Annotated in this window: 16 protein-coding genes; 6 read left to right on the top strand and 10 right to left on the bottom strand. The window is 63.9% G+C overall.

Annotated elements, in window-relative coordinates; all coding sequences use genetic code 11:
* Positions 1–241: 241 nt before the first annotated feature.
* The gene (gene mtnA, locus HU748_RS02275; RefSeq protein ID WP_186711138.1) at positions 242–1,318 is read right to left on the bottom strand and encodes an S-methyl-5-thioribose-1-phosphate isomerase; all 1,077 of its coding nucleotides are present in this window, start codon (positions 1,316–1,318) and stop codon (positions 242–244) included.
* A gap of 109 nt (positions 1,319–1,427) precedes the next feature.
* Between mtnA and HU748_RS02270 the strand changes: the two genes are divergently transcribed.
* The 4 genes from HU748_RS02270 (at position 1,428) to HU748_RS02255 (ending at position 4,980) form a co-directional block, all read left to right on the top strand.
* On the top strand, positions 1,428–2,753 hold the full coding sequence (locus tag HU748_RS02270; RefSeq protein ID WP_186719036.1) for a TRZ/ATZ family hydrolase: 1,326 nt from the start codon (positions 1,428–1,430) through the stop codon (positions 2,751–2,753).
* A gap of 64 nt (positions 2,754–2,817) precedes the next feature.
* A complete protein-coding gene (ubiG, locus tag HU748_RS02265) occupies positions 2,818–3,516 on the top strand; it encodes a bifunctional 2-polyprenyl-6-hydroxyphenol methylase/3-demethylubiquinol 3-O-methyltransferase UbiG (protein WP_112898930.1) in 699 nt (232 codons plus the stop codon).
* Between the two features lie 2 nt (positions 3,517–3,518).
* Positions 3,519–4,190, top strand: coding sequence for an N-acetylmuramic acid 6-phosphate phosphatase MupP (gene mupP / locus HU748_RS02260; protein WP_186711140.1), 672 nt, complete (start codon positions 3,519–3,521; stop codon positions 4,188–4,190).
* A gap of 49 nt (positions 4,191–4,239) precedes the next feature.
* Complete coding sequence (locus HU748_RS02255) at positions 4,240–4,980, top strand: YciK family oxidoreductase (RefSeq protein ID WP_186666652.1); 741 nt, start codon at positions 4,240–4,242, stop codon at positions 4,978–4,980.
* Between the two features lie 65 nt (positions 4,981–5,045).
* Here HU748_RS02255 and HU748_RS02250 read toward each other — a convergent pair whose 3' ends face one another.
* The 7 genes from HU748_RS02250 to HU748_RS02220 all read right to left on the bottom strand — a co-directional run bounded on the left by HU748_RS02250 (position 5,046) and on the right by HU748_RS02220 (position 12,880).
* On the bottom strand, positions 5,046–5,912 hold the full coding sequence (locus HU748_RS02250; protein ID WP_186666654.1) for an iron-containing redox enzyme family protein: 867 nt from the start codon (positions 5,910–5,912) through the stop codon (positions 5,046–5,048).
* A 45-nt stretch (positions 5,913–5,957) separates the two neighbouring features.
* Positions 5,958–8,414 carry an EAL domain-containing protein gene (locus HU748_RS02245; RefSeq protein ID WP_186719034.1) on the bottom strand — a complete coding sequence of 819 codons (2,457 nt, stop codon included), beginning with the start codon at positions 8,412–8,414 and terminating at the stop codon, positions 5,958–5,960.
* Between the two features lie 122 nt (positions 8,415–8,536).
* Positions 8,537–10,369, bottom strand: a complete 1,833-nt coding sequence (locus tag HU748_RS02240) for an ATP-binding cassette domain-containing protein (RefSeq protein WP_186711142.1) — start codon at positions 10,367–10,369, stop codon at positions 8,537–8,539.
* Positions 10,362–10,994 carry a DsbA family protein gene (locus tag HU748_RS02235; protein ID WP_186719032.1) on the bottom strand — a complete coding sequence of 211 codons (633 nt, stop codon included), beginning with the start codon at positions 10,992–10,994 and terminating at the stop codon, positions 10,362–10,364. Before HU748_RS02235 ends, HU748_RS02240 begins: the two co-directional genes overlap by 8 nt.
* A 3-nt stretch (positions 10,995–10,997) precedes the next feature.
* Complete coding sequence (locus HU748_RS02230; protein WP_186666658.1) at positions 10,998–11,930, bottom strand: rhodanese-related sulfurtransferase; 933 nt, start codon at positions 11,928–11,930, stop codon at positions 10,998–11,000.
* Between the two features lie 118 nt (positions 11,931–12,048).
* A complete protein-coding gene (locus HU748_RS02225; protein ID WP_153772849.1) occupies positions 12,049–12,345 on the bottom strand; it encodes a BolA family protein in 297 nt (98 codons plus the stop codon).
* Positions 12,346–12,355: 10 nt separating this feature from the next.
* Complete coding sequence (locus HU748_RS02220; RefSeq protein ID WP_151926280.1) at positions 12,356–12,880, bottom strand: DUF2059 domain-containing protein; 525 nt, start codon at positions 12,878–12,880, stop codon at positions 12,356–12,358.
* A gap of 157 nt (positions 12,881–13,037) precedes the next feature.
* On the opposite strand from HU748_RS02220, the gene HU748_RS02215 reads away from it, so the two are divergent.
* Positions 13,038–14,432: a class II fumarate hydratase gene (locus HU748_RS02215; protein WP_186666659.1), complete on the top strand. Its 1,395-nt coding sequence runs from the start codon at positions 13,038–13,040 to the stop codon at positions 14,430–14,432.
* Positions 14,433–14,490: 58 nt separating this feature from the next.
* Here HU748_RS02215 and HU748_RS02210 read toward each other — a convergent pair whose 3' ends face one another.
* Complete coding sequence (locus HU748_RS02210) at positions 14,491–15,453, bottom strand: DMT family transporter (RefSeq protein ID WP_186719028.1); 963 nt, start codon at positions 15,451–15,453, stop codon at positions 14,491–14,493.
* A 135-nt stretch (positions 15,454–15,588) separates the two neighbouring features.
* Entirely contained in the window at positions 15,589–17,082 is a 1,494-nt protein-coding gene (gene pap / locus HU748_RS02205) for a polyphosphate:AMP phosphotransferase (protein ID WP_186719027.1), read from the bottom strand.
* 132 nt (positions 17,083–17,214) lie between these two features.
* Here pap and mnmC point away from each other — a divergent pair, with 132 nt between their 5' ends.
* Positions 17,215–19,200, top strand: coding sequence for a bifunctional tRNA (5-methylaminomethyl-2-thiouridine)(34)-methyltransferase MnmD/FAD-dependent 5-carboxymethylaminomethyl-2-thiouridine(34) oxidoreductase MnmC (gene mnmC, locus HU748_RS02200; RefSeq protein ID WP_186711772.1), 1,986 nt, complete (start codon positions 17,215–17,217; stop codon positions 19,198–19,200).
* The last annotated feature ends 21 nt before the right edge of the window (positions 19,201–19,221 follow it).

Here is a 19,221-nt window from a genome sequence, read left to right as displayed (position 1 = left end):
TTTCTGGTGAAACTTCGCCATATCCATCGGTGGACGAACGAAGCTCGTCGCCGCAGCGTTCGACAGTGCGACGACATACGACAAATCAATGAGTTGTGCCCAGGATCTGCGCAATGAAGACCGCGGAAAAGAGCGGCCTTGGAAACTGTCGAATGGTATCACAAAGGGTTGGCGGGTGGGAGATAGGGCAGGATGCCGCTGAAGCGGAAAGTCCAGACCGCCATCGCCCCCGCGAAAACACTCAATGCAAGCGCTTGCGGCACATCAACTGGGCGATTTTGGCGGCATCCGGTCGCTCGACAATACCCTTCTCGGTCACGATCACGTCGATCAGATCCGCAGGAGTCACATCGAAAACGGTATTGAACACCTCGACATCTGCACCGACTCGCTTCCCAGCCACTTCCAGCAGCTCGTCCGCCTCACGTTCTTCAAGAGGGATGTCATCACCGCTGGCGAGGTTGAGGTCAATGCTGGTGCTCGATGCCACCACCATGAAACGTACGCCATGGTGCATGGCCGAGACTGCCAACTGGTATGTGCCGATCTTGCTCGCCACGTCACCATTGGCCGCGATGCAGTCGGCACCGACCACAACCCAGGTGATGCCTTTGGTCTTCATCAGGTGCGCCAGCGCCGAGTCCGCACACAGCGTGACCGGTATCCCCTCATGGGACAGCTCCCAGGCCGTCAGGCGCGATCCGTGCAACCAGGGACGGGTTTCGGCGGCATAGATGCGCTCGACCATCCCTTCCAGATAAGCGGCATGGATCACCCCCAACGCCGTCCCGAAACCACCGCTGGCCAAGGCACCAGCATTGCCGTAGGTCAGCAAGGTCTGCTCGCTGCCCTGGTGGCGACGGATCTGCTCGATACCGTTTTGCGCCATGGTCAGGTTGGCTTCGCGATCGCTGTCGTGGATCGCCACGGCTTCGGCTTCCATGACTGCGAGCACATCCTCGTCGGGGCGCAGCCGCTGCAGGCGCTCGCGCATGCGATTGAGCGCCCAGAACAGGTTGGCAGCTGTCGGGCGCGCCTCGGCCAGCTCGAGGAAGTCCTCTTCCAGCGCCTGCTCCCAGTCATCGTCCTCGGCCAGGCGTTGACGCAACGCAAGCACCAGCCCATAGGCAGCACTGATGCCGATGGCTGCCGCACCGCGCACCGCCATGCCGCGGATCGCCTGAACCACAGAGGCCACATCGGCGCAGGCCAGCCAGTGCTCGCGGGTCGGCAGCAGACGCTGGTCGAGCAGATGCAGGGTGCCATCACGCCACTGGATGCTGGTCACCTTCTCCGCCGCCAAAAGTCGCTCGCGCATCGCCTCTCCCCGCAATTCACTGATCAAAAGCGGACGATTATAGCGAGCCTCGGGCGCAGACGCTCGGGTATACTGCGCGTTCCATTTAACGGAACCCGGTAGCCTGCCTATGCCTTCAGCCTCCTCGCCGCTCGACCTGCTGCTCGCACCCCGCTGGCTGGTGCCCGTGGAGCCGGCCGGCGTAGTGCTCGAAGGGCATGCCCTGGGCATCCGGGACGGGCTGATTGCCTGGATCGGCCCCCGCGAGCGGGCGCCGCAGGCACTGGAGGTGCGCGAGCTGCCCGACTGCGTGCTCACCCCAGGGCTGGTCAACGCCCACGGGCACGCCGCCATGACCCTGTTCCGCGGCCTGGCCGACGACCTGCCGCTGATGACCTGGCTGCAGGAGCACATCTGGCCGGCCGAAGGGCGCTGGGTCGACGAAGCCTTCGTGCGCGACGGCACCGACCTGGCGATCGCCGAGCAGCTCAAGGGCGGCATCACCTGCTTCGCCGACATGTACTTTTTCCCCCGCGAGGCCTGTGACCGCGTGCACCGCAGCGGCATCCGCGCCCAGGTGGCCGTGCCGTTGCTGGACTTCCCCATCCCCGGTGCGCGCAGCCCCGACGAGGCCCTGCACCTGGCCATCGAGCTGTTCGGCGACCTGCGCCATCACCCGCGCATCAGCGTCGCCCTCGGGCCCCATGCGCCGTATACGGTCAATGACCAGAACCTGGAGAAGATCCGGGTCATCGCCGACCAGCTCGACGCGCCGCTGCACATGCACATCCACGAAACCGCCGCAGAGGTCGAGCGGGCGGTGGCCGAGCACGGCGAACGCCCGCTGGCGCGCCTGGCACGCCTCGGCCTGCTGGGCCCGCGCCTGCAGGCGGTCCACATGACCCAGATCAGCGACGACGACCTGGCCCTGCTGGTAGAAAGCAACACCAGCGTGGTGCACTGCCCGGAGTCCAACCTCAAGCTGGCCAGCGGCTTCTGCCCGGTCGAACGCCTGTGGCAGGCCGGGGTCAACGTCGCCGTAGGCACCGATGGCGCCGCCAGCAACAACGACCTCGACCTGCTTGGCGAAACCCGGACCGCCGCATTGCTGGCCAAGGCCGTCGCAGGTTCGGCCACGGCCCTGGACGCCCACCGCGCCCTGCGCATGGCCACGCTCAACGGCGCACGCGCCCTGGGGCTGGAGGCCAGCATTGGCTCGCTGGAGGCGGGCAAGGCTGCGGACATCACCGCCTTCGACCTATCGGGCCTGGCCCAGCAACCTGTGCATGACCCTGTTTCGCAACTGATCTACGCCACCGGCCGCGACTGCGTGCGCCACGTCTGGGTCGCGGGCCACCACCTGCTCGACGACGGGCGCCTGACCCAAATGGACGAAGCCGCGCTGATCGACACCGCCCGCACCTGGGGAGCGCGTATTCGCGCTGGCAAAGAATGACCGGCCGGCAGCTGCGGCTGCCGCTTGAGACACCTTTTATCGAAGTTTTCAGAGGATCTGTTCAATGAGCAACGTCGACCGCGCCGAAATCGCCAAGTTCGAGGCCTTGGCCCACCGCTGGTGGGATCGCGAGAGCGAGTTCAAGCCCCTGCACGAGATCAACCCGCTGCGAGTCAACTGGATAGACGAGCGCGCCAGCCTCGCCGGCAAGAAGGTGCTGGACGTCGGCTGCGGCGGCGGCATCCTCAGCGAGGCGATGGCCCAGCGCGGTGCTACCGTGACCGGCATCGACATGGGCGAGGCGCCACTGGCTGTGGCGCGCCTGCACCAACTGGAGTCGGGAGTCGAGGTCGAGTACCGGCAGATCACCGCCGAAGCGCTGGCAGAAGAGCTGCCTGGCCAGTTCGACGTGGTCACCTGCCTGGAAATGCTCGAACACGTGCCCGATCCTTCCTCGGTGATCCGCGCCTGCCATCGCCTGGTCAAGCCCGGCGGCCAGGTGTTCTTCTCCACCATCAACCGCAACCCCAAGGCCTATCTGCTGGCGATCATCGGCGCCGAGTACATCCTCAAGATGCTGCCGCGCGGCACCCACGACTTCAAGAAATTCATCCGGCCCTCCGAGCTCGGCGCCTGGAGCCGTGTGGCCGGCCTCGAAGTGAAGGACATCATCGGCCTCACCTACAACCCGCTGACCAAGCACTACAAGCTGGCCAGCGACGTCGATGTCAACTACATGATCCAGACCCTGCGCGAGGAATGAGCATGCGCCTGCGAGCAGTACTCTTCGACATGGACGGCACCCTGCTGGACACCGCGCCGGACTTCATCGCCATCTGCCAGGCCATGCTCGCCGAGCGCGGCCTGCCGGCCGTGGACGACCAGTTGATCCGCGGCGTGATCTCGGGCGGCGCGCGGGCGATGGTCGCCGCCACTTTCGCCATGGACCCGGACGCCGAAGGCTTCGAGGCCCTGCGCCTGGAATTTCTCGAACGTTACCAACGCGATTGCGCGGTCCACAGCAAGCTGTTCGAGGGCATGGCCGAACTGCTGGACGACATCGAGAAAGGCAACCTGCTGTGGGGTGTGGTCACCAACAAGCCGGTGCGCTTCGCCGAGCCGATCATGCAGCAGCTTGGCCTGGCCGAGCGTTCGGCGCTGCTGATCTGCCCCGATCACGTGAAGAACAGCAAGCCCGACCCCGAGCCGCTGATCCTCGCCTGCAAGACGCTTGACCTGGATCCGGCCAGCGTACTGTTCGTCGGCGACGATCTGCGTGACATCGAATCCGGTCGCGATGCCGGCACCCGCACCGCCGCCGTGCGCTACGGTTATATTCATCCAGAGGACAATCCCAACAACTGGGGTGCCGACGTGGTGGTGGACCACCCGCTGGACCTGCGCAAGGTGATCGACAGTGCGTTGTGCGGCTGCTGAGTTGTAAGAGCTGGCAGCACACACAGGGATAAAAAACAGGGAAATTTCAATGTTCGACTACACCGCCCGTCCCGACCTGCTCAAGGGTCGGGTCATTCTTGTCACCGGCGCCGGGCGCGGCATCGGCGCGGCTGCCGCCAAGGCTTACGCAGCACTTGGGGCCACCGTGCTGCTGCTGGGCAAGACCGAGGCCAACCTCAACGAGGTCTACGACCAGATCGAAGCTGCCGGCCACCCACAACCGGTGGTGATTCCGTTCAACCTGGAAACCGCCCTGCCCCATCAGTACGACGAACTGGCGGTGATGGTCGAAGAGCAGTTCGGGCGCCTCGACGGCCTGCTCAACAACGCGTCGATCATCGGCCCACGTACGCCGCTGGAGCAGTTGTCGGGCGACAACTTCATGCGCGTGATGCACATCAACGTCAACGCGACATTCATGCTGACCAGCACACTGCTGCCGCTGCTGAAGTTGTCCGAGGACGCCTCGGTGGTGTTCACCTCGTCGAGCGTCGGGCGCAAGGGCCGGGCCTACTGGGGCGCCTATGGCGTGTCGAAATTCGCCACCGAAGGCCTGATGCAGACCCTGGCCGACGAGCTGGAAGGCGTGGCGCCGGTGCGTGCCAACAGCATCAACCCGGGCGCCACGCGCACGGCGATGCGGGCGCTGGCCTATCCCAGCGAGAACCCGCAGGACAATCCGCTGCCCGAAGACATCATGCCGGTGTACCTGTACCTGATGGGCCCGGACAGCAGCGGCGTGAATGGACAGGCGTTCAACGCGCAGTAAAATCACAGGGACACTTCGCAGCGCTGAACAGCCTGGAAGTGTCCCTTACCCGCTACGACTCCATCTTATCCCGCTAGCGCACGAGCATTAGCCCGTTTTTTCACAGGCTGCTCACGCTGCTTTACAGGCTTGTTCAGTTCCACCTGCTCCACCGGCTTGAGCACAGGCTGCTCATGCTCACTCTCGGATCTCAGGCAACGCTCCAGGAACAGGTACATGCAGTCGTAGCTCTTGCAGATGGCCTTGCGCAGTTGCGCCTGCAATTCCTCGGAAGGGCTCTCGCCCACCAGCGTGCAAATGATCTCCAGCGCCTCCCACGGGTGCGCATCGTCGTACTCGGCGTGCAGGTCCAGCCACCTCATGGCCGCCTTGGATTCCTTGTCACCCTGCTGGATAAAAGACCGCGCGTAGTCCGTCTCGGGATAGACCTTTGCCGACCACTCGCCCGTCGCCCCTTCGATCGCGTAGTTGGTCGCGGCCATCGCAATGGCCAGCGACTCGGTCGCACAGACACGCCAGCACCAATCGTTCAAGCCGTTCAGCTCGGGGGGGACATCCTGGGCCTGCAAGTCCTTCAAGCTAATATCGTGCGCCTTGCACCATTTGACCCAATGGTCGGCATGGTTGAGCTCAACGCGGATATTGCGTATCAACCAGCGCCGCGCCATATCCTCGCCCTGGCTGCGGCCGTAGCGGGTCTTGGTGAGGTTTTGGGCCATGTATAACGAAAACTGTTCGACCACCGGCCAACCACCGACCAAGTACTGACGGATGGTCTTCTTGCTCAGTTTGCCGTCGCTCAAGCGCTGGTAGATCTCATGCTCCACCACCCTTCGCTTGCTCTCGGCACAATCCGAGATCATTTTCTGCGCCCAGTCGGGGTAGCTCTTGGGGTCCATCAATGGACCGATCCGTACGAATGCGTCAATCACTGTCAGCTCCTTGATTCCTTGTGATTTTCCGGACGACTACTACTGTCAGCGGAAGGACCCTGGCGCCCGGTGCAACAAGGGCCTTACTGCAATCCGTTGTCGCTGGAGGCTGTCACAGGTGAACACCTGCGGCCGCTCGATCAGATAACCCTGGGCGAAGTCCACGCCGATCTCCTGCAGCGCCTGCTCGATCAACGGTGTTTCGACAAACTCGGCGATGGTGCGCTTACCCATGACATGGCCGATATGGTTGATCACCTCCACCATAGCCCTGTTAATGGGATCGTCGAGCATATCCTTGACGAAACTTCCGTCGATCTTCAGGAAGTCTACTGGTAAATGCTTCAAATAGGCGAATGACGACATCCCGGCGCAGAAATCGTCGAGGGAGAACTTGCAGCCCAAACCTTTCAATTCGTTGATGAAGCGAATGGCGCTTCCCAAATTGGCGATTGCGCTGGTCTCGGTTATTTCGAAACAAATCATGTGCGGGGGGATCTGGAACTCGGAAAACAACCGCTGCAAATACTCCAAGAACTTGTCGTCGCCAATACTCGTACCCGACAGATTGATCGCGCACATCGCCAGCGGTCGGCTGCGACCTTCGTCCAGCGCCTGGCGAATCACCAGGAACACATTGCGCACCACCCAGCGATCGAGCGCGGTCATCAGGCCATAGCGCTCGGCGGCTGGGATGAAACTGTCCGGCAGGATGGTCCGACCGCTCTCGTCATGCAGGCGCAGGAGAATCTCGAGGTGTCCGGCGCCCATGTCTGGTTTGAGGGGGGCGATTTCCTGGGCATACAGGCAGAAGCGGTTTTCCTCGAGCGCAACGTGCAGGCGCTGGATCCAGGCCATCTCGCCAAAGCGCATCGACAACTCGCTGTCGTCGGCATGGTAGACCTGCACACGGTTGCGCCCCTTCTCCTTGGCCATGTAGCAGGCCATGTCGGCAGCACGCAGCGAGGTCTCAAGCGTGCCGGGCGAATGGGCAATGTGTACCAGGCCAATACTCACGGTGGTGACGAAGGGCCGTCCCTTCCAGACGAAATGCAGGCTCTGCACGGTCTGGCGCAAGTGCTCGGCAATCCGCTCAGCCTGGTCGGGCGGACAGTTTTCCAGCAATACGCCGAATTCGTCACCGCCCAGCCGGGCCAGGGTGTCACCTTCACGCAGGCCTGCCTGCAGCACAGCGCAGATATGGCGCAGCAACTCATCGCCCGCGGCATGCCCGCAGGTATCGTTGACCAGCTTGAACTGGTCGAGGTCCAGGAACATCAGGGAGTGGCGTCCCGACTGACGGGCCAAGGTGTTGAGCGCCTGCTCCAGGCGATACTCGAACTCACGGCGGTTGGCAAGGCCCGTCAGGGCATCGTGGGTCGCCTGCCATGACAGGTTGGCGATGTACTGCCGCTCCTGGGTCATGTCATGCAGGGCGAGGACGATGCCGCTGATCTGACCGTCGGTGTGGATGGGCGACCCCACCAGGTTGACCGACACCGTACTGCCATCCAGGCGCTGGATCAGCCGGGCATGCTCGGCCCCGCCCTTGAGGCTGCCGCTGAGCACCTGCTCGACCAGAGTCAGGCTGTCCCGCTCGGCATTTTCATCGAGCAGGCTGAACAGCGCCGCCAGCGGCAAGCCATGGGCCTGGGAAGCCTGCCAGTGGGTCAACTGCTCCGCGGCAGGGTTCATGTAGACGATGCACCCCTCGACATCGGTGGTGATCACCGCATCGCCGATCGACTCCAGGGTGGTCTGTGCCCGCTCACGCTCTACCTGCAAAGCGCTGGCAAACGCCTGGCGCTGGGACAGCAACCTTGCAGAACGGCGCCAGGCCAGGGCGATGAGAATCAACGCCGTGAGCAGGTTGGTGACCATCAACACCCGCAGCAGCACCCGCGAGCCTTCGCCCAAGGCATCGCTGAATGCCTTGGCGGCCGGCGTCACGCCCTCGTTGATCGAGACGATACGCGCTTTCCAGTCCGCCACCTCACGCTCACTGGCCAGCCCCCGGACGAAGGCCTCACGCATCTGCTGCGCCAGGACATCCAGTTGCCGCAGGTATTCGTCACCCGTGTTCCAGTAGCCGATGGCATTCTGCATGTAACTGATCTGACGGAAGTTGCGGTAGAACCAGATGATCCGATTGACGTCGTCCGGATGGTTACCGCCCTGCAGGATCCCGCGCCGTGCGGCCTCAAGGTCCGGCACAGGCTGGTCGAGGGCCACCCGTAGCTCACGGTCGCCCTGGGGTATGGCAATGGCCTGGCGATAGCGCTGGAAGATGCGTTCGTCCTGGCTTTCGGCATACAGATTGAGGTAATAGATGGCGTCTTTCTGTGCCTTGGACCACAGGCTTTCGCCGGCCACGTACGCACGCATGGCCGAAAGCGAATAAAGACTGAGGCTGCCCAGCAGCACCTGGAAAACCACCACTGCGACGAAGGGCCAGATGATTCCCAGCAACCTTGGCGCCTCGAGAGTCCGATTTCCCTTCATGTAGTCCCTGTCTCAGAGCGGATATGGCACGAATCGACCCAGACAAGCACAGCGTAGGCCATTTGCCATAATTGCGCGGAGCTTTTTGTCGCAGCCAGTGCGCCTGTTGGCGCGCCGCGCGATCAGGACTGCTGCAGATGCCCGTACAGCTTGGCGTACAAGCCGCCTTCGGCGATCAACTGCTGGTGGCCGCCGTCTTCGGCCACATGCCCACCGTCGAACACCAGCACCCGATCGGCCTGTTTCACCGCCGACAGGCGATGGGCAATGATCAAGGTGGTACGGCCACTGAGGAAACGCGCCAAGGCCTGGTGCAGGTTGTATTCGGTGGCCGCATCGAGGGCCGAGGTGGCCTCGTCGAGGATCACCACCTTCGGCTCGGCCAGGACCATGCGGGCAATCGCCAAACGTTGACGCTGACCGCCGGACAGCCGCACCCCCGAACGCCCGACCACACTGTCCAGCCCCTGAGGCAGCGCGGCGATGGTGGCATCAAGCTGGGCAATGCGCAGCGCCTGCCAGCAGGCGTCGTCACTGCACTCGCGGCCCATGGTCAGGTTGGCGCGCACACTGTCGTTGAACAACGAGGGATGCTGCAGCACCACCGCGACATGCTCACGCAGGGTCTCCAGCCCGATCTCCTGGAGGCTCGCACCGCCAAAACGGATGGTTCCGGCCTGGGCGCTGTACAACCCCAGCAGCAGCTGTACCAGCGTGCTCTTGCCACCGCCGCTGGCTCCAACGATGGCCACCTTCTCGCCCGGTGCGATGGACAGGTCCAGGTGCTCGAGCACCGGCTCATCGGCATAGGCGAAGCGCAGGTCGCGCACCTCGATACCCACTGTCGCGTGCCCAGCGAACGGATCACAGGCGGCCGGATACTGCGGCTCGTCCTCTCGCGACAGCAATTCGTTGAGCCGACTCAGCGCACCACCGGCCGCGTAGTAGGCGTACTGCAGGTTGAGCAATTGCTCCACCGGGCCGATCATGAACCACAGGTAGCTGAACACGGCCAGCATCTGCCCGATCGACAGGTCGGAGAACAGCACGGTGAGCATCGCCGCGGCACGGAAAATGTCGATGCCGAACTGGAACAGCAGGCCGCTGGCCCGACCACTGGCGTCGCTCTTCCACTGCGAGGCCACTGCATAGTCGCGCACTTCCCGGGCACGTACTCCCAGGCGCCCGAGAAAATAGCCCTGGCGGTTACCGGCGCGGATTTCCTGGATGGCGTCGAGGGTTTCGCTCAGCGCCTGGGTGAAACGCCCGGTGCTGTCGTTCTCGAGCTTCTTCAGGTGCTTGACCCGCTTGCCCAGCTGCACGGTGAAATAGATCACCAGCGGGTTGAACAGCAGGATCAGCAGCGCCAGCTTCCAGTGCATCCAGATCAGGATCGCCGCAGTGCCGGTAAGCGTCAGCATGGCCACCAGGAAGCGGCTGAGGGTTTCGCCAACGAACTTGTCCAGGGTATCCAGGTCGGTGACCAGATGCGTGGTCACCGTGCCACTGCCCAGGCTTTCATACTCCTTGAGCGAGATTCGCTTGAGCCGCTCGATCAGGCGGATTCGCAGGCGGTACACGATATCCTTGGCCAATCCGGCGAACTGCCTGGCCTGGATCACGCCGAAGGCCAGCGAGGCCAGGCGCAGGCTGAGGGTCGCAACCAGCATCAAGCCGATGTAACCGGCCGCCACCTGCCAATCGGTCGGCAGGAACTGGTTCATCCATTTCAAGGCGGCATCGCCATGACCCAGCAGCACTTCATCGACCAGCAAGGGCAGCAGCAAGGGAATCGGCACGCTGCAGAGAGCAGCGAGCACGGCAACCAGGTTGGCGGTCCACAAGGCCTTCTTGTGGTGCAGGGCCAGGCGGCGGATTTCCGCCCAGCTCAGACGATCGTGCGCAACGGGGGGCTTCCCCGGCACAGGGTCGCTAGACCCTGGCAGATCAAGCACAGGCGGCCTGCTGCAGCCAGCGGCCCAGCAACGGCTGCAGGCGATCGAGCGACTGATAGCCGTTGGTCAGCAAGGCCAGTTGACCATCGCGCTCAGCCAGCAGGGTCGGGAAGCCGGCGATACCCAGGTCCTGAACCCAGGCAAAGTCGGCTGTCGTGGTCGTGCGGGTCTCGACACTTGCGAACGCTGCAGAAAACCGTTCACGGTCGAAGCCTGCCTGCTCGGCCAGGTCCACCAACTGCGGGGCACGGGTGACATCCAGGCCCTGCTCGTAGAACGAGCCCTGGATCAGCTTGAGCAGCGCCCAACCGCGCTCGGCATCGAGTTCACGCGCCGTGACCAAGGCGCGGCAGGCCGGCTCGGTGTCATAGACGAAGCCGTCAGGCATGGCGCCTTCGAAGCGAAACGTCTGACCAGTGGCTTCGGCGACCGCCTGCCAATGCTCGAGGATGTACTTGCGCGTCGAGGCATCCAGCGCGCTGCTGCCACTGCGCAGGCCACCCAACACCAGGCGCGTCTGCACACCGGCTTCCCGTGCCTGGGCGATCAACGCCTCGGCCACGGGAGCGAAACCCCAGCACCAGGAACACATCGGGTCCATCACATGGAGCAGGCGTGCAGTCATGCATCAGGCCTCGGCTTTGTAGTTGTAACCGATCGGGTGCGGCAAGTTGCGCGCCTTGGCCAGCTCGATCTGCTTCTGCCGGTCGATGGCGCTGCGCCGGGTCTTTTCGCTAAGAGTGTCCCAGCAGTGCGGGCAGCTCACCCCGGGCGAATAGTGCTCGGACGCACGGTCATCCGCGTTGATCGGATGGCGGCAGGCATGGCACTGGTCGTAATCGCCCTCGGACAGGTCGTGACGCACGGTGACCCGGTTGTCGAAGACGAAGCAGTCGCCGTCCCAGAGGCTTTCTTCCTGAGCCACTTCCTCGAAGTATTTCAGGACCCCGCCCTTAAGATGATAGACCTCCTCGAAGCCTTCACCGAGCATGTAGCTGGACGCTTTTTCACAGCGAATGCCGCCGGTGCAGAACATCGCGACCTTCTTGTGCTTGCTCGGGTCGAAGTTGGCCTTGATGTAGTCGGGGAACTCGCGGAAGGTCTCGGTCTTCGGATCGATGGCGCCCTTGAAGGTGCCGATCGCCACTTCATAGTCATTGCGGGTGTCGATCAGCAGCACTTCGGGGTCGCTGATCAGCGCGTTCCAGTCCTTGGGCTCGACGTAGGTGCCGACCTGCTTGTTGGGATCGACGCCCGGCACACCGAGGGTGACGATCTCTTTCTTGAGCTTGACCTTGGTGCGGTAGAACGGCTGCTCGTCGCAGTACGATTCTTTATGGTCGACATCCGCCAGGCGCGGGTCGTTGCGCAGCCAGGCCAGCAGGCCGTCGATACCTTCGCGGGTACCGGAGACCGTGCCGTTGATGCCCTCGAGGGCCAGCAGCAACGTGCCTTTGACGTCGTTTTCCAGCAGGGTCTTGAGCAATGGCTCGCGCAGGTCGAGGTAGTCTTCGAGGGTGACGAACTTGTAGAGCGCCGCCACGACGATCGGTTGGGACATGAAACAGAATCTCCTGGTGGTTGCCCTCGTAAGGGGCGGACCGGGTTTGACGAAAAGCGAGGGGGCCGCAAAAGCGGCCCCCGGATGACGCGGATTCTACCAGAACGACGGAAAGGTTTCAGTGCCCGCCGCCGGCACACACCGGCGAAGCAGGCGCCGCCCCTACCTGCGCCCATTCTTCAGGCGTGTAGGTATGAATGGCCAGGGCATGAATCTCGCCCATCAGCTCGCCCATGGTGGCGTAGACCTTCTGGTGACGCTTGACGCTGTTCAGGCCGGCGAACTGCTCGCTGACCAGCACCGCCTTGTAATGCGTCTCCTGCCCGCGACTGTGCATGTGGCTTTCGTTCAGCACCTGCAGGTGCTGATCGCCAAGCGGTGCCAGTTGCTGCTCGATGCGTTGCTGCATGCTCATCGATTCAGGCTCACTTCTTCGCCGGGGCCGCGGCCTTGCCAGCGTTCGGGTCCAGCTCTTTGGTCATGTCGTCCAGCAGCTTGTTCACCACCGGCACTGCAGGCTCCAGGCTCTGCTGGGTCAGCTGGGCCGACTGCTGGGTGACCTTGGGCATTTCGCGCAGGACTTTCTTGCCCAGCGGCGACTCGTAGAACTTGACCAGATCGTTGAGCTCCTGCTCGGTGAAGGTCGCGGTGTACAGGTTGACCATCTGCGGCTTGAGCTTCTTCCAGCCGATGGCATTGTCCAGGGCCGCGTTGGCCTTGGCCTGATAGCTGTCGAGCACGGATTTCTTCGCGGCCGGGGCCTTGGTCTGCTCGAAGCGCTGGGCGAACATCTGCTGGACCTGCATGTACACCGGGGTGCCCAGCTTGTCGGCATTGGCCAGGGTCAGGAATTTCTCGGCGGCGGCGTTGTGGCTCGGGGTGGCAGCGAGGACCTGGCCGCTGGCACAGGCCAGGGCGACAGCGGCAAAAAGGACACGGAGGCGGGTCATTGCAATTCCTTCATGAGAGGGTGAGGCGGATACCTCAGAGTAGAGCATTCTGCGCCGCAGAGGGCACTGTGCTCAAGTGACAAGACGAGCGATTGACCGCCCGGGTGGATCAGGGCCTAAACTGCGATTTCTGACTGAACAAAGGAGTGAGCGCAGCATGAGCCGTATCGAGACAGACAGCCTGGGCCCGGTCGAAGTTCCAGAGGACGCTTACTGGGGCGCACAGACCCAGCGTTCGCTGATCAACTTCGCCATCGGCAAGGAGCGCATGCCCCTGGCTGTCCTGCACGCCCTGGCGCTGGTCAAGAAAGCTGCGGCGCGGGTCAACGACCGCAACGGCGACCTGCCAGCCGACATTGCCCGACTGATCGAACAGGCCGCCGACGAAGTGCTCGACGGCAAACACGACGATCAGTTCCCGCTGGTGGTCTGGCAGACCGGTAGCGGCACCCAGAGCAACATGAACGTCAACGAGGTGATCGCCGGCCGCGCCAACGAACTGGCCGGCAAGGGCCGTGGCGGCAAACTGCCTGTACACCCGAACGATCACGTCAACCGCTCGCAGAGCTCCAACGACTGCTTCCCCACGGCCATGAGCATCGCCGCCGCCCAGGCCGTGCATGGCAAGTTGCTGCCGGCCATCGCCGAGCTCTCGTCGGGCCTGGCAGAACTGTCGGCGCGCCACTCGAACCTGGTCAAGACTGGCCGCACGCACATGATGGACGCCACGCCCATCACCTTCGGCCAGGAAGTCTCGGCCTTCGTTGCACAGCTCGACTACGCCCAGCGGGCAATCCGCGCCACCCTTCCGGCAGTCTGCGAGCTGGCCCAGGGCGGCACTGCCGTGGGCACCGGCCTCAACGCCCCGCACGGTTTTGCCGAAGCCATCGCCGCGGAGCTGGCAGCGCTGTCCGGCCTGCCGTTCGTCACCGCACCGAACAAATTCGCCGCCCTCGCCGGCCATGAGCCGCTGACCAGCCTGGCGGGCGCGCTCAAGACCCTGGCCGTGGCTCTGATGAAGATCGCCAACGACCTGCGTCTGCTGGGTTCCGGCCCGCGTGCAGGGCTTGCCGAAGTGCGCCTGCCGGCCAACGAGCCAGGCAGCTCGATCATGCCGGGCAAGGTCAACCCTACTCAATGCGAAGCGCTGTCGATGCTGGCCTGCCAGGTACTGGGCAACGATGCGGCGATCGGCTTCGCGGCCAGCCAGGGGCACTTGCAGTTGAACGTGTTCAAGCCGGTGATCATCCACAACCTGCTGCAGTCGATCGAACTGCTGGCCGATGGCTGTCGCAACTTCCAGGAGCACTGCGTGGCCGGCATCGAGCCGGACGCCGAGCAGATGGCCGCCCACCTGGAGCGCGGGCTGATGCTGGTGACGGCGCTGAACCCGCACATCGGCTACGACAAGGCGGCGGAAATCGCCAAGAAGGCCTACAGCGAGGGCAAGACCCTGCGCGAGGCAGCGCTGGAGCTCAAGTACCTGACCAACGAGCAGTTCGATCAGTGGGTGCGCCCGGAAAACATGCTGGCACCGGGGGCCAAGGGCTGATCCTGAGCCGATAGGGGCCTCTTCGCGGGCTTGCCCGCGAAGAGGCCACCGCCGATTATCAGCGAACCTCTGCCACCCTGGCCCGCCGCGCCCGCCACCCCGCCACCAGCGAAGGCCCCAGCGCCACCAGTGCCGACCCTGCCACCACCGTCACCGCCCCGGCATAGCCCAGCGCATTGATCTGTTCGGCATGCACGTACTCAGGCCACACCCAGGCCGACAGTGCCACCGCAACAAAGGTGACCAGTGGCGTCAGTGCCAAGGTCGCACTCACCCGCGATGCTTCCCAATGCGCCAAGGCCTCGGCAAATGCGCCATAGGCGACCAGGGTGTTCAGGCAGCACGCCAGCAGCAACCAGCCTTGTACAGCCGTCAGTTGCAGCGCCTCCAGCGGATGCACCCAGGGCGTCAGCAGCGCCGCACAGCACAGGTAGATCACCATCATCACCTGCTGCGAGTGCCAGACCGACAGCAGTTGCTTCTGGCTCAAGGCATAGAACACCCAGATGCTGGTGGCCAGGATGATCGTCAGTACACCGGTGGTGTAGGCCCCAAGTGATGTCAGCAGTTCGTCCAGGCGCTGGTTGAAGAACAGCGCGAAACCGGCCAGCAGCACCAGCAACCCGATACCCTGGCCCAAGCTGAAACGCTCCTTGAACACGAACACACTGGCCACCAGCAACAGCACCGGCCCCAGTTGCACCACCAGTTGCGCGGTGCCCGGGCTGAGCAGTTTGAGACCGACCAGGTACAGCACATAATTGCCCATCAGCCCACACACGGCCACCGCTACCAGGCCAAAGCCCTTGCGCCCCAGGCGCTGGAACGGCGGCAGGCGCCGGTTCGCGGCCAGCCAGGCGAACAACAGGCCGCCGGAGACCAGCAGCCGATACCAGGTGACCGTGATCGGGTCCATCACCTGCAGTACCTGCTTGAGCTTGATCGGCAGAATGCCCCACAACAGCGCGGTCAGCAGTGCCAGGAACAGCCCATGGACCCAGCGTCCGGAAGAAATGTGCATAGCGTCCTCGATCAATGCCCTGAGTGGGGTGACTGAAGTCTAAGGGCTGCAAAGGTGGGGCTGGCAGAAAGTGGCGGGAAAAGAATTCATCGGGTCATTCCCGCGGGGCATGGCTGCCCCGCGGCGCGAGGGGCGTTACTTCTTGTGCTTGGCGAACGCCGCCTCCAGTGCATCGTTGATGGTGCGCAGCACCTTGACCCGCGCCCAGCGCTTGTCGTTGGCCTCCACCAGTGTCCAGGGGGCTATCTCGGTGCTGGTACGATCGACCATGTCGCCCACAGCCTCGGCGTACACATCCCACTTGTCGCGGTTGCGCCAGTCTTCCTCGGTAATCTTGTAGCGCTTGAACGGGATCTCTTCACGTTCCTCGAAACGCTGCAACTGTGTCTCTTGGTCGATTGCCAGCCAGAACTTCACGACCACGATGCCCGCGTTGCTCAACTGCTCCTCGAAATCATTGATCTCGCCATAGGCGCGCATCCAGTCGGCCGGGGTGCAGAACCCTTCGACCCGCTCGACCAGTACCCTGCCATACCAGGAGCGGTCGAAGATGGTGAACTTGCCGCGCGCCGGCACATGTCGCCAAAAGCGCCACAAATAAGGCTGGGCGCGCTCCTCCTCGGTGGGTGCGGCGATCGGTACGATACGGTACTGACGCGGGTCCAGCGCAGCAGCCACCCGGCGGATCGCTCCTCCTTTACCTGCAGCATCGTTGCCTTCGAACACCGCGATGAGGGCATGCTCACGCATGCGCTTGTGCCGCAGCAGCCCGGCCAGGCGCGCCTGCTCGGCGACCAGCTGCTTCTGGTAGTCGTGCTTGTCGAGGCGCTGGGTGAGATCCAGGGCACCGAGCAGGCTCAACTGATCGATACTGCGCCCAAATGGCGCGACATTGCCCTGGTGCTTGCCCTTCGGCGCGCTGGCCAGCGCCGACTGCAGACTTTCAAGCAGAATGCGCCCCACCGCCAGCGCCCGGTAGTACGGATCGACACCTTCGATCACATGCCAAGGCGCGTAGTCGCGGCTGGTGCGGCGCAGCACCCGCTCGCCAAAGCGCACGAAGCGGTCGTAGGTCTGCGACTGCTGCCAGTCCAGCGGGCTGATCCGCCAGCTGTGCAACGGGTCGTCGCGCAGGGCCTTAAGCCGGGTCTTCATCTGCTTCTTGGAGAGATGGAACCAGAACTTGATGATCAGCGCGCCTTCGTCACAAAGCATCTGCTCAAGGCGCTCGGCGCCAGTAATGGCCTGGTCCAGCACCGCATCCTTGAAGCGGCCATGCACCCGCCCCTGAATCATCTGGCTGTACCAATTACCGAAGAACACGCCCATGCGCCCCTTGGGCGGCAGGGCGCGCCAGTAGCGCCACGCCGGCGGACGAGCCAGCTCCTCATCGGTCTGCTGGTCGAAGGTCAGCACTTCGATCATCCGCGGGTCCATCCACTCGTTGAGCAGCTTCACCGTCTCGCCCTTGCCGGCGCCCTCAATGCCGTTGATCAGCACGATGACCGGAAAGCGCGCCTGCTGCTTGAGCTCGAACTGGGCCTCCAGCAACGCCTCGCGCAGGGCCGGCACCTCGGCCTCGTAGGTATCCTTGTCGATGCTGTGACCGATCTCCGCAGATTCGAACATGACTCACTCCTTCGATGGATAAGCAAGAGTAGCGGATTGCACGCCAGTCTTGCGCCCTCTTCACCACGGCGGATACAGCGTCGGCGACGCAGATGGCATAAAATCTCCGCCTCACTGCCAGCCGAACAGACCATGCCTGATACCCCACTCCCCCAGCACGCCCAGATCGACTGGGACGACCAGGGCCGCCCTCACTCGCGGCAATACGACGACGTCTACTTCTCGAAGAACGAGGGCGTGCACGAAACGGTATACGTCTTCCTCGAACGCAACCACCTGGCCCGGCGCTTCGCCGAGCTTGCGCCACACGCCTGCCTGGTGATCGGCGAGACCGGTTTTGGTACCGGCATGAACTTCTTCTGTGCCTGGCAACTGTTCGCAGAAAAAGCCCACCCCGAGGCCCGGCTGCACTTCGTCAGTGTCGAGAAGTACCCGCTGAGCCGCGCCGACCTGGCCCGCGCTGCAGCGCTGTGGCCGGAGCTTGCGCCCTACAGCGAACCCTTGCTGGCGCAGTACGTGGCAGTGCACCCGGGCTTCCAGCAATTCAGCTTCGAACAGGGCCGGATCACCCTCACCCTGCTGGTCGGTGACGTGCTGGAACAGTTGCCTCAGCTCGACGCGCCCATCGACGCCTGGTTTCTGGACGGTTTCGCTCCGGCGAAGAACCCGGACATGTGGACGCCGGAACTGTTCGCGCAACTGGCGCGGCTGTCACGCCCCGGCACCACGCTGGGGACTTTTACCACCACCGGCTGGGTACGCCGTGGCCTGGCGGCCGCCGGTTTTGCGATCAAGAAAGTGCCGGGGCTGGGCAAGAAGTGGGAAGTGATGGGGGGAGAATTCGTCGGCTGGCCTGAAGACCTGCCGACACCGCCGCAACCCACCCCCTGGTATGCACGCCCCGCCCCCGTGAACGGCCCCCGTCGCGCACTGGTCATCGGCGCCGGGCTGGCCGGTTGCGCCAGCGCCGCCAGCCTGGCCGCACGCGGTTGGCAGGTCGAGGTGCTGGAGCGCCACGACGCCCCGGCCCGAGAGGCTTCCGGCAACCCCCAGGGCGTGCTGTACCTCAAGCTCTCGGCGCATGGCACTGCCTTGTCGCAGATGATTCTCGCCGGGTTCGGCTACACCCGCCGTTGGCTAGAACGCCTGCAGCGTGGCCGTGACTGGGACGACTGCGGCGTGCTGCAACTGGCCTTCGACACCAAGGAAGCCGAGCGCCAGGCCAAGCTGGCCAGCGCCTTTGACAGCAGCCTGCTGCAGTGCCTGGATCGCGAGCAGGCCGAAGCGGTCGCCGGGGTCGCCCTGGCCAGCGGTGGGCTGTTCTACCCCGAGGGTGGCTGGGTACACCCGCCCGCACTGTGCCACGCGCAACTGCAACACCCACGCATTCGCCTGCTCAACCATCATCACGTGATCGCGCTGCGCCGCATCGACGGTCTGTGGCAGGCCTGGGACGGCGAACAATTACTGGCCAGTGCGCCGCTGGTGGTACTGGCCGGCGCCGCTGAGATATGCAACTTCGAGGCATGCGCCGAGCTGCCGCTCAAGCGTATCCGCGGACAGATCACCCGCCTGCCACTGACCGAGCGCAGCCAGGCGCTAGGCACCGTGGTCTGCGCCGACGGCTACGTCGCCCCGGCGCGCGACGGCGAGCATACCCTCGGCGCCAGTTTCGACTTCCATAGCCTCGACCTCGCCCCCACTGCCGGCGAGCACGCAAGCAATCTTGGCCTGCTGGAGGCGATTTCTGCCGACCTGGCGCAGCGCCTCGATACGAGCGCACTGGATCCGGCGCAACTGCAGGGGCGTGCAGCGTTCCGTTGCACCAGCCCGGATTACCTGCCGATCGTCGGGCCGCTGGCCGACCCTGCTGCGTTCAGCACGACCTATTCAATGCTGGCCAAGGATGCCCGACAGGTCCCGGCCATCGACTGCCCCTGGCTGGAAGGCCTGTACGTCAACAGCGGCCATGGCTCACGCGGCCTGATCACTGCGCCTCTGAGCGGCGAGCTGATCGCTGCCTGGGCCAGTGGCGAACCACTGCCGGTGCCTCGGGCTGTGGCCGAGGCCTGTCATCCAAACCGGTTCACGCTGCGCAAGCTGATTCGCGGCAAATGAAACGGCACCCACCCGTCCCAT

The sequence above is a fragment of the Pseudomonas sp. RW3S2 genome (genome assembly GCF_014268955.1).
Lineage (GTDB): Bacteria > Pseudomonadota > Gammaproteobacteria > Pseudomonadales > Pseudomonadaceae > Aquipseudomonas > Aquipseudomonas wayambapalatensis.
The sequence above is the reverse complement of the archived record's forward strand: the minus strand, read 5'-3'. Positions and strand labels throughout refer to the sequence as shown.

Excerpts from the sequence above, each read along its gene's own strand:
- HU748_RS02210 (WP_186719028.1), bottom strand. The coding sequence starts at position 15,453 with ATGCACATTTCTTCCGGACGCTGGGTCCATGGGCTGTTCCTGGCACTG.
- pap (WP_186719027.1), bottom strand. The coding sequence starts at position 17,082 with ATGTTCGAATCTGCGGAGATCGGTCACAGCATCGACAAGGATACCTAC.
- HU748_RS02230 (WP_186666658.1), bottom strand. The coding sequence starts at position 11,930 with ATGTCCCAACCGATCGTCGTGGCGGCGCTCTACAAGTTCGTCACCCTC.
- mnmC (WP_186711772.1), top strand. The coding sequence starts at position 17,215 with ATGCCTGATACCCCACTCCCCCAGCACGCCCAGATCGACTGGGACGAC.
- HU748_RS02225 (WP_153772849.1), bottom strand. The coding sequence starts at position 12,345 with ATGAGCATGCAGCAACGCATCGAGCAGCAACTGGCACCGCTTGGCGAT.
- HU748_RS02235 (WP_186719032.1), bottom strand. The coding sequence starts at position 10,994 with ATGACTGCACGCCTGCTCCATGTGATGGACCCGATGTGTTCCTGGTGC.
- mupP (WP_186711140.1), top strand. The coding sequence starts at position 3,519 with ATGCGCCTGCGAGCAGTACTCTTCGACATGGACGGCACCCTGCTGGAC.
- HU748_RS02215 (WP_186666659.1), top strand. The coding sequence starts at position 13,038 with ATGAGCCGTATCGAGACAGACAGCCTGGGCCCGGTCGAAGTTCCAGAG.
- HU748_RS02220 (WP_151926280.1), bottom strand. The coding sequence starts at position 12,880 with ATGACCCGCCTCCGTGTCCTTTTTGCCGCTGTCGCCCTGGCCTGTGCC.
- HU748_RS02245 (WP_186719034.1), bottom strand. The coding sequence starts at position 8,414 with ATGAAGGGAAATCGGACTCTCGAGGCGCCAAGGTTGCTGGGAATCATC.
- HU748_RS02270 (WP_186719036.1), top strand. The coding sequence starts at position 1,428 with ATGCCTTCAGCCTCCTCGCCGCTCGACCTGCTGCTCGCACCCCGCTGG.
- HU748_RS02255 (WP_186666652.1), top strand. The coding sequence starts at position 4,240 with ATGTTCGACTACACCGCCCGTCCCGACCTGCTCAAGGGTCGGGTCATT.
- mtnA (WP_186711138.1), bottom strand. The coding sequence starts at position 1,318 with ATGCGCGAGCGACTTTTGGCGGCGGAGAAGGTGACCAGCATCCAGTGG.
- ubiG (WP_112898930.1), top strand. The coding sequence starts at position 2,818 with ATGAGCAACGTCGACCGCGCCGAAATCGCCAAGTTCGAGGCCTTGGCC.